Source organism: Mesorhizobium sp. M7A.F.Ca.US.007.01.2.1 (assembly GCF_003998165.1).
GTDB classification, from domain to species: domain Bacteria; phylum Pseudomonadota; class Alphaproteobacteria; order Rhizobiales; family Rhizobiaceae; genus Mesorhizobium; species Mesorhizobium ciceri.
Genome location: NZ_RZQP01000245.1, coordinates 1 through 8,525, shown reverse-complemented (window position 1 = coordinate 8,525; position 8,525 = coordinate 1). Strand labels below are relative to the sequence as shown.

Annotated in this window: 10 protein-coding genes and 1 pseudogene; 5 read left to right on the top strand and 6 right to left on the bottom strand. The window is 61.8% G+C overall.

The genetic code is table 11. The annotated features are described in order from the left end of the window. Both EN949_RS29475 and EN949_RS29470 read left to right on the top strand, forming a co-directional pair. Positions 1–628, top strand: a 628-nt coding sequence (locus EN949_RS29475; protein WP_206534973.1) for an NAD-binding protein, incomplete at its 5' end; no start/stop codon positions are given. A 2-nt stretch (positions 629–630) separates the two neighbouring features. Beyond that, positions 631–1,176 (top strand): DUF924 family protein, encoded by a 546-nt coding sequence (locus tag EN949_RS29470; RefSeq protein ID WP_127366762.1) that lies wholly within the window; start codon positions 631–633, stop codon positions 1,174–1,176. Between the two features lie 34 nt (positions 1,177–1,210). Here the strand turns inward: EN949_RS29470 and folK are convergent, their stop codons facing one another. Genes folK through folP form a run of 3 tightly spaced genes read right to left on the bottom strand, consistent with a single transcriptional unit; the run spans position 1,211 to position 2,921 of the window. Next, positions 1,211–1,723: a 2-amino-4-hydroxy-6-hydroxymethyldihydropteridine diphosphokinase gene (gene folK, locus EN949_RS29465; RefSeq protein ID WP_013531872.1), complete on the bottom strand. Its 513-nt coding sequence runs from the start codon at positions 1,721–1,723 to the stop codon at positions 1,211–1,213. Then, complete coding sequence (gene folB / locus EN949_RS29460) at positions 1,707–2,066, bottom strand: dihydroneopterin aldolase (RefSeq protein WP_013531873.1); 360 nt, start codon at positions 2,064–2,066, stop codon at positions 1,707–1,709. Before folB ends, folK begins: the two co-directional genes overlap by 17 nt. 3 nt (positions 2,067–2,069) lie before the next feature. After that, the gene (gene folP, locus EN949_RS29455) at positions 2,070–2,921 is read right to left on the bottom strand and encodes a dihydropteroate synthase (RefSeq protein WP_063167918.1); all 852 of its coding nucleotides are present in this window, start codon (positions 2,919–2,921) and stop codon (positions 2,070–2,072) included. A 144-nt stretch (positions 2,922–3,065) separates the two neighbouring features. On the opposite strand from folP, the gene EN949_RS29450 reads away from it, so the two are divergent. Then, positions 3,066–3,683, top strand: a complete 618-nt coding sequence (locus EN949_RS29450) for a DUF922 domain-containing protein (protein ID WP_127371242.1) — start codon at positions 3,066–3,068, stop codon at positions 3,681–3,683. Between the two features lie 201 nt (positions 3,684–3,884). Next, a complete protein-coding gene (locus EN949_RS29445) occupies positions 3,885–5,366 on the top strand; it encodes an MDR family MFS transporter (RefSeq protein ID WP_013531876.1) in 1,482 nt (493 codons plus the stop codon). Between the two features lie 3 nt (positions 5,367–5,369). Here the strand turns inward: EN949_RS29445 and EN949_RS29440 are convergent, their stop codons facing one another. The 3 genes from EN949_RS29440 to EN949_RS29430 all read right to left on the bottom strand — a co-directional run bounded on the left by EN949_RS29440 (position 5,370) and on the right by EN949_RS29430 (position 7,394). Then, positions 5,370–6,398: an NAD(P)/FAD-dependent oxidoreductase gene (locus EN949_RS29440; protein ID WP_013531877.1), complete on the bottom strand. Its 1,029-nt coding sequence runs from the start codon at positions 6,396–6,398 to the stop codon at positions 5,370–5,372. Between the two features lie 195 nt (positions 6,399–6,593). Continuing rightward, positions 6,594–6,914, bottom strand: coding sequence for a 2Fe-2S iron-sulfur cluster-binding protein (locus tag EN949_RS29435; RefSeq protein ID WP_127366477.1), 321 nt, complete (start codon positions 6,912–6,914; stop codon positions 6,594–6,596). A 111-nt stretch (positions 6,915–7,025) separates the two neighbouring features. Next, the gene (locus tag EN949_RS29430; protein WP_023813039.1) at positions 7,026–7,394 is read right to left on the bottom strand and encodes an Hpt domain-containing protein; all 369 of its coding nucleotides are present in this window, start codon (positions 7,392–7,394) and stop codon (positions 7,026–7,028) included. Positions 7,395–7,666: 272 nt separating this feature from the next. On the opposite strand from EN949_RS29430, the pseudogene EN949_RS29425 reads away from it, so the two are divergent. Then, a pseudogene (locus EN949_RS29425) lies at positions 7,667–8,525 on the top strand (kinesin); the annotation flags it as partial.

The window sequence follows — 8,525 nt, the reverse complement described above, 5'->3', positions numbered from 1 at the left end:
GATCATCGGCTTCGGCCGCTTCGGCCAGATCGCCAGCCAGCCGCTGTTGCTGCGCGGCATCGACGTCTCGATCATCGACAATGACGTCGAAATGATCCAGGCGGCGGCCGATTTCGGCTTCAAGGTCTACTATGGCGACGGCACGCGGCTGGACATCCTGCATGCCGCCGGTGCCGGCCGGGCGCGCGCCGTGCTGATCTGCGTCGACAAGGCCGATGTGGCTGTTCGCATCGCCCAGCTGATCAAGGCCGAATTCCCACTGCTCACCGTGCTGGCCCGCGCATTCGACCGTGGAACGGCGCTGCAGCTCATACGTGCCGGCGTCGACTACCAACTGCGCGAAACCTTCGAATCCGCACTTGTTTTCGGCGGCTCGGCCCTGGAATCTCTGGGCGTCGATCCCGAAGACGTGGCTGAAACGATCGAAGATGTCAGGCGCCGCGACACCGACCGCTTCGAAACCCAGCTCGCCGAAGGCATTCGCGCCGGACAGCGCTTCCTGAGAGGCAATATCGGCACGCCGATTCCGACACCGCTCTCGACGCCGCGCCGGCTTGGTCAGGCACTCAACGAAGAGACCGCGGGTGTGCTGCACAAGTCCGAACCCGCCGACGGAGCAAGGAATTAGGTATGAAATTGGACAGCAGAGCCCTGTCGGTCACCAAATTCTGGCGCGATGCCGGCGAGGATGCCTGGTTCGAGAAGAACGAAGCATTCGATGCCGAGTTCCGCGACCGCTTTCTCGACCTGCACTACGCCGCCGCGCGGCGTGAATGCGACGACTGGCTGGAACATACCGAAGGCGCGCTGGCGCTGATGATCCTGCTCGACCAGTTTCCGCGGAACTGCTTTCGCGGCACCGGCCATATGTACGCGACCGATCCGCTCGCCAGATATTTCGCAGAGAAGGCGATCGCGGCTGGTCATGACCTGGCACTCGAGGAAGAACTCCGCGTTTTCCTCTACCTGCCTTATGAGCATTCGGAGCTACTGGCCGACCAGGATATTTCGGTCGAGCTGACGCAGGCCAGGGCCGAGCCCTATCTGAAGTATGCTGTCGAACATCGTGATATCATTGAGCAATTCGGCCGTTTTCCGCATCGAAACAGGATGCTTGGCCGCGAAACCACCTCGCAGGAGCAGACGTTCCTGGATGGTGGCGGCTTCTCGGGTTAGAGGCCTCGCTGCGCCGTTTGCAGGCCGGTGTCACCTAGGCCAGCCACCAATCCCGGCCGGACGACAATCGCTCGATGCCTGAGGTATCGACGGCGACCAGGCGATCGGTGATGCTGCGACCGCTGACAACCAGGCCGGGCGCGATCTCGGCCAGCGGCGCCAGCACGAAGGCGCGCTCCAGCATGCGCGGATGCGGCACCTCCAGCCCGGTCTCGTGGATGACGCGGTCGCCGAACACCAGAATGTCGATGTCGATCAGCCGCGGCCCCCACCGCTCCTCGCGCACCCGCTTCAGCTTGCGCTCCGCATCGAGGCAGAGGTCGAGCAAGGCACGCGGTGCAAGCACGGTGGAAATTTCGGCGGCCGCATTGAGAAAATCCGGTTGATCGAGCTTGCCCCAGGGCGGTGTGCGATAAAGCGAGGAGACGCCGGTGACACGCGTATCCGCGTCGGCATCCAGCATGCGCAGCGCCGCGCTCATGGATTTCGCCGGATCGCCAAGATTGCCGCCAAGGCTGAGATAAACGGTACTATTCGGGCCAGACAACGGTCACCTCGACATAATCGAGCACGCCGGGCACTGGTGCGTTCGGCTTGCGCACCGTGATCTCGGCTTTCTTTATCTGCGGAAAACGCGCCGTCAGCGCACGGGCCACTTCGAGCGCCAGCGACTCGATCAGAAAACGGCGCTGCCCGGTGATGATCTTTTCAATGACGCTGAATGCAACGCCGTAGTGGACTGTATCCTCGATCGAATCTTCGGCAAGCGCCCGGCCTGGATCAACGGTCAGAACGGCATCGACATAGAAGCGCTGGCCGAGCCGTTCCTCCTCGTCCAGCACGCCGTGCCGGGCAAAGAAAGCGCAGTTCTTCATGCGGATGACATACATCGATCAGTTTCTCGCCCGGTCGGTTTGACGCGCCAGCATAGCATCGGCGAGCGCCAATGCGTCCACGTTGAATGCGACATCGTGGACGCGAAACAGATCGGCGCCCTGGAGCCTCAAAATGACGCTGGTCGCCGCTGTTCCGACCCCTCTGTCGGCGGCATCACGGCCGGTGACCGTGCCGATGAAGCGTTTTCGCGACGTGCCGGCCATCAGCGGCAGGCCGAGTGCATGCAATTCCGAAAAGCGTGCCATCAGGTCGAGATTCTCCTCCGCCGTCTCCTTGGCGAATCCGAAACCGGGATCGAGCACGATGTGATCATCGGCGATGCCGTTCTGGCGGGCGATTTCCAGCGACCTTCGCAGGAATGCCAACTGATCGGCAATCGCGTCCGGCAGCTTCTGGCGATCCCGCCCGGTATGCATGATGACAAGCCCGGCACCGGTATCGGCGGCGACACGAGCAATATCGGGCTCGCGCTGCAAACCCCAGACATCGTTGACGATATGCGCGCCGGCGGCGACCGCCAGCCGCGCCGTGTCGGCGCGATAGGTATCGACCGAAATCAGCACCTCGTTCACGCCCGCCAGCGCTTCGATCACCGGCAGGATGCGGGCCTGTTCCTGGCTGGCCGATACCGCGGCAGCACCTGGGCGCGTCGATTCTCCCCCGACATCGACAACCAGTGCCCCTTCCCCGATCATGCGGCGCGCCTGGGCCAGCGCCTTTTCAGGGGCGTCGAACTGGCCGCCGTCGGAAAAGCTGTCGGGCGTGACATTGAGGATGCCGACGACCACGGCCTTGCCGCCAAGGTCGAGATGGCGTCCATGCGCCAACTGCCATCGCCTGGCCGTCATTGCTCATCGACCATGGAGTTCATCAATCATGTGTGATCCCTGGCGGATCAATTTCATTGCGCCGGCAACGGCCGTAAAGCAAGGTGGTCGAAGAGGCAACATGATGAAACGATCCATGCTTGGCATGAAAAACAGTCCTTGGGCGTGAAACAATCCTTGGCTTGCGCGCTGCTGCTCGCCATAACGCCGCACCCGGCGGCGGCGGCCAATCTCGTCAAGACGTACAGCTATTTCGCCATTGGCGGCAGCACGCTCGATGACATCGAGGCACAACTCTCCAAACGCGGGCCGGAGGTGAAAAGCACCGGCACGCGGCACCCGGGCGCCACGCAAATGGCGTTCACCACCCGCATCAGCTATGCGCAGACACCGAGTTCCTGCCGGATTGCCGACGCGGTGGTGACCGTCAAGGTGAAGGTGATCCTTCCCGAGTGGCGCCGGCCGCGCAAGGCCGATGCCGATGTCAGGCTGTTCTGGGATACGCTGTCGGCCGACATCAAGCGCCATGAGGAGCGCCATGTCGAAATCGCCAAGAACCATGGCGGCGAACTCGAAGAGGCCTTGAAAGCCACCTACCCGCAAAAGAACTGCGACGCCGCCAAGGCCAAGGCGGCCGCGATCACCGCGGCTGTTCTGGCCAGGCACGACCGCGCCCAGCTTCAGTTCGACCGCGTCGAAAGCGTCAATTTCGAAAGCCGCATCTTGCGGCTGCTGCGCTACCGCATGGAGCGCATCGGCAACGGACGACTGCCGCCGGCCTGAACACACCCGAACTGAAAGCCAAATTCACCGAAGCGTAGTGCCAGATTCCAAAAACTTTCGAGCCGCCGTCGAAACCGGCCTATATGGGACGACATATCAGGCTCGCCAGACGAGCTTAAAACACCAATCCGATCCAAACGGTCATGAAGCCGGAGCGGCTGAACAGCGCCGGTCAAATCGCAAGCTTATGGATGAACGATCATGGACCAGGCTGTCGATGAGAAAACGATGGCGGAAACCGGCACGCCGATAACAGAGCGCGAAAAGAACGCCATCATCGGCGGCGTGCTGTTGTCGATGCTGTTGGCGGCACTCGATCAGACCATTGTCGCGCCGGCCATGCCGACCATCGGGCATGCGCTCGGAAACGCACACTATCTGCCATGGATCGTCACCGGTTATCTCCTGACCGCTACAGCCGTGGCCCCGCTCTACGGCAAGATTTCCGATGTCTACGGCCGCCGGCCGACCGTCTATGCCGCGATCCTGATCTTTTTGGCGGGATCGGTGGTCAGTGCGATGGCTCCCAACATGTTTGTGCTGGTTGTCGGGCGGGCGATCCAGGGCGCCGGTGGCGGCGGCTTGTTCGCTTTGACGCAGACCGTCGTCGGCGATCTCGTGCCGCCGCGCGAGCGGGCACGCTATGCCGCCTGGTTCTCCGGCACATGGGCTGTCGCCAGCATTGCCGGTCCGTTGCTCGGCGGCACTTTCGCAGAGCACCTGCACTGGTCACTGATCTTCTGGATCAACATTCCGCTTGGTTTTCTTGCGATGGCGATCATCAACAAGCCGCTCAAGAAACTGCCCATTGCCGCAAAGCGCCATCGCATCGACGGCCTGGGCGCGCTGCTTCTGATAATTGCCACGGCGCTGCTGCTGCTCGCCTTGAACTGGGGCGGCAGCGCCTATCCCTGGACTTCGCTTGAAGTCATCGGCGTTCTCTGCGGTTCGGCGATTTTCTGGAGCGCTTTTGCCTTGCGGCTCATGCGCGCCGCCGAGCCGCTCATCTCACTCGAAGTGCTTGGCAATCCAATCGTTCTGGCGGGCACGCTTTCGATGTTCCTGCTTCAGGCCGCAAGCGTCGGCATGGCTGTGTACCTGCCCGTCTATCTTCAGGCGGTGCTCGGCTTGTCGGCAGCGGAGTCGGGCATCGCGATGCTTGGGCTTCTGCTGGGGACCGTCGGCGGCGCGGCATTCAGCGGGCGTATGATCCCGCATTTCACCCACTACAAGCGCATTGCGATGGTGGGCGTCGTCTTCAGCATGCTGTGCCTCTGCCTGCTGGCCGTCGTCGCAGGATATGCAACGCTGCTGGAGGTCGAGGTCTTGACGATTTGCATCGGGTTTGGAACCGGAACGACGTTTCCGGTCACCACCGTGTCGGTCCAGAACGCCGTCGATCGCGTGCATCTCGGCGTCGCGACGGGCGTGCTGACATTCCTGCGTTCGCTTGGCAGTGCGCTTGGGGTCGCCATGCTCGGCGCGGTCGCTCTGGGCTACGGCTTGCCGCTTGCCGGTGAAGGCGTGCGGATCGCTGGCCATAGCGCGACGGTCGAGCCGTTCGTGATGATCTTTGCCGTCGCCGCCGCTACATTGCTGCTGGGGCTGATCACGCTGACGCTGATGCCCGAAAAGGAGCTTCGCGGCTACGCCGACAATGCGGCGCCGATGCTGGCCGAGTAAAGTTCAGCCGGAGACGCCGAGCTTCTTCTGCAGGCTGGTCGATGAGGTCGTGTACTGGAAAACGATGCGCTCGCCGGGGCTGATGATGCGCTTGGCGGCCTGCGCCATCAGCGCCACTTCGTGGAAACCCGACAGGATCAGCTTCAGCTTGCCCGGATACCAGTTGATGTCGCCGACCGCGAAGATGCCGGGCACCGATGTCTGGAATTTTTCGGTATCGACCGGAATGAGGTTCTCGTGAAGGTTGAGACCCCACTCCGCGATCGGTCCGAGCTTCATGGTCAGGCCGAAGAACGGCAGCATGCGCGTGCAAGGCACCTCGACATCGCCGTCAGGTCCCTTGATGGTGGCCGATGACAGCTGGCCGTCGGCACCGGTCAATCCGGTCACCTGCCCGACCTGGAACTCCAGCTGCTTCATCTCCTGCATGGCATACATCTTGTTGACGCTGTCGGGAGCGGCGCGGAACTCAGGCCGCCGGTGCACCAGCGTCACGCTCTTTGCCACCGGCTGCAGGTTCAGCGTCCAGTCGAGCGCCGAGTCGCCGCCGCCGACAATGACGAGGTCGTGGCCGCGAAAATCCTCCATCCGGCGCACCGAATAGAAGACGCTCTTGCCTTCATAGGGCTCTATGCCGGGGATCGGCGGACGCTTGGGCTGGAAGGAGCCGCCGCCGGCGGCAATCACCACCACCTTGGCCTCGAACACCTCGTTTTCGTCGGTGGTGACGCGAAAACTGCCGTCCTCCAGTTTTTCCAGGCTGGAAACCATTCGGTTGTAGCTGAAATCGGGCTTGAACGGCGCGATCTGCTCGAGCAATTTGTCGACCAGCCCCTGCGCCGAGATCGAAGGCCAGCCTGGAATGTCGTAGATCGGCTTTTCCGGATAGAGTTCGGCGCATTGGCCGCCCGGCCGATCGAGAATGTCGATCAGGTGGCACTTCATGTCGAACAGGCCGAGCTCGAACACGGCAAACAGGCCGACCGGCCCTGCCCCGACAATAAGCACGTCTGTCCTGGTGATGTCGGTCATGCCTGTGCCTCGCTGCGCATGACCCCGAAAATCGGATCGATTTTCGGAAAGGATCACGCGCAAATAAAAGTGCTACAGCGTCCTTTGCGCGTCCAAGAGGACGCGCGGCGCTGTGGTGAAACAGCAGGACACTGCATGACCATCGCCCCGCTGCCAAGCCACAGCGGGAAAAATCAGTTGGCAAAAAGGTTGCGCTTATCCCTGGCGGGCAGGCACCCGCACGACCAAGCCGTCAAGCGCATCGCGGACCTTGATCTGGCATGACAGGCGCGAATTGGGCTGGACGTCGTAGGCGAAGTCCAGCATGTCCTCTTCCATCGCTTCCGGCTCGCCGACTTCAGACGTCCAGGCTTCGTCGACATAGACGTGACAGGTGGCACAGGCGCAGGCACCGCCGCATTCGGCTTCGATCCCGGGCACGGCGTTGCGGATCGCGTTCTCCATGACCGTAGAGCCGTTCTCGGCGTCCATGTCGAAATGCGTGCCGTCATGGGCAATGAAAGTCAGCTTGGTCATTTGTCACCTGAAGGGAGTTGCAGCCGAGATAATCACTCCGGCTGACAAGTCAACTGCCGCATGAAAGCGCCGCCCGATGACGTTTTTCCGCAAATCGGATTCGGCGCGGATTCAGCGGTTGATGGCGGCGATGAAATCGCGCACTTCGTCGATCAGCGTACCAAGCCGCTTGAGCGTCTGGCCGTCTTCCGGCCGGTGCTCGATCTCGGTGGCGCAATCGGCGATGGCAAAGGCGCCCACGCCCCGTGCCGAACCCTTTAATCCATGGGCGAGCAGAAGCCGGTCCTTGATATCGGCGTCGACTATTCTGTCGCGCACGGACAGCGCCTGCTGTACAAATAGCGCCAGAACCTCTTGCTCAAGGCTGCGGTCACCCATCGTCTGGCGGGCAAGGTGTGCCAAATCGACCGGCCGTGACCGTCTTGGTCCGGATACATCTCCCCCGGGCATTGAGAAGGCGATGCCGCTTTCGCCACGCATGAACTCGAACTCCGTTTCTTCGACTCGCCCAAAAACCTAGGCGAATCCAATGGACAACGGGTTAATGAATGGCCCGGAAAAATGTTGCCAAAGCGGCGTCCAAATCACAGTTCCGTTAACCTTATATTTAAAGTTTTACGTATCCCGCGGAATGCATGTTTTCTTTACCCCCCTGTGTCATTACGATACGAGGGGTCCATTTTCAGCCTCCTGCGCGGGGCAAGACAAACAGAATTATAAGCCCGCGGCAGCTAGTACAGGGTAGCGAAGGCATGGCAAAGAAACCGACGACGAGAACTCTCGACAGCGAAGTGGCCAGGGAACTGGAAAAGGCACTCGATCTCGACCTCAGCAATGAGATCGGCAGCGGCGACCTCGATATCGCGGCTTCGATGGAGGATCTTGAAGCGCAGATATCCCAGGCGGCCGACGAGCTGGCGCGCGAGGGACGCAATCATAAGCCGGAACAGAACCCGGAGCCGGTGGTCAACCAAAACCAGGCCGCGAAACCCGCGCCCAAGGCCAAACCTGCCGAATTGCGCCCCGTGGAACCGCGCAATGGCGCCCAGCCCGCAGGTTTCGCGCCGGCCAATGACGATCGCCAGAAGGATTACAAGACGCTCCTGCACAGCCTCAACAGGCGTGCCTCGAACACCATTTACTGGGTCGTCGCCTTCGTTTCGCTCGCCTGGTTCGCCGGTGCCGGTGGTTTGGCCAATCTGCTTTTCGGACCGAGCATTTGGAGAATCCGCACGCTCGACCAGTTCCTCGCCCGTCCGGAACTGATCGGCCTCGCCGTCGCGGCCATCGTGCCTGTCATCCTGTTCTGGGCCTTCGCCGCCATGATTCGCCGCGCCCAGGAAATGCGCATCGCCGCACAGTCGATGACCGAAGTGGCCTTCCGCCTGACCGAGCCGGAAAACCTTGCCCAGGATCGCGTCATGATGATCGGCCAGGCCGTTCGTCGCGAGGTCGCGGCGATGGGCGAAGGCATCGAACGCACGCTTGCCCGCGCCGTCGAACTGGAAACGCTTGTCCACAGCGAAGTCAACCAGATCGAACGCTCCTATTCCGAGAATGAATCCCGCATCCGTTCGCTGGTCGACGGCCTCGGCAGCGAGCGCGAAGCCG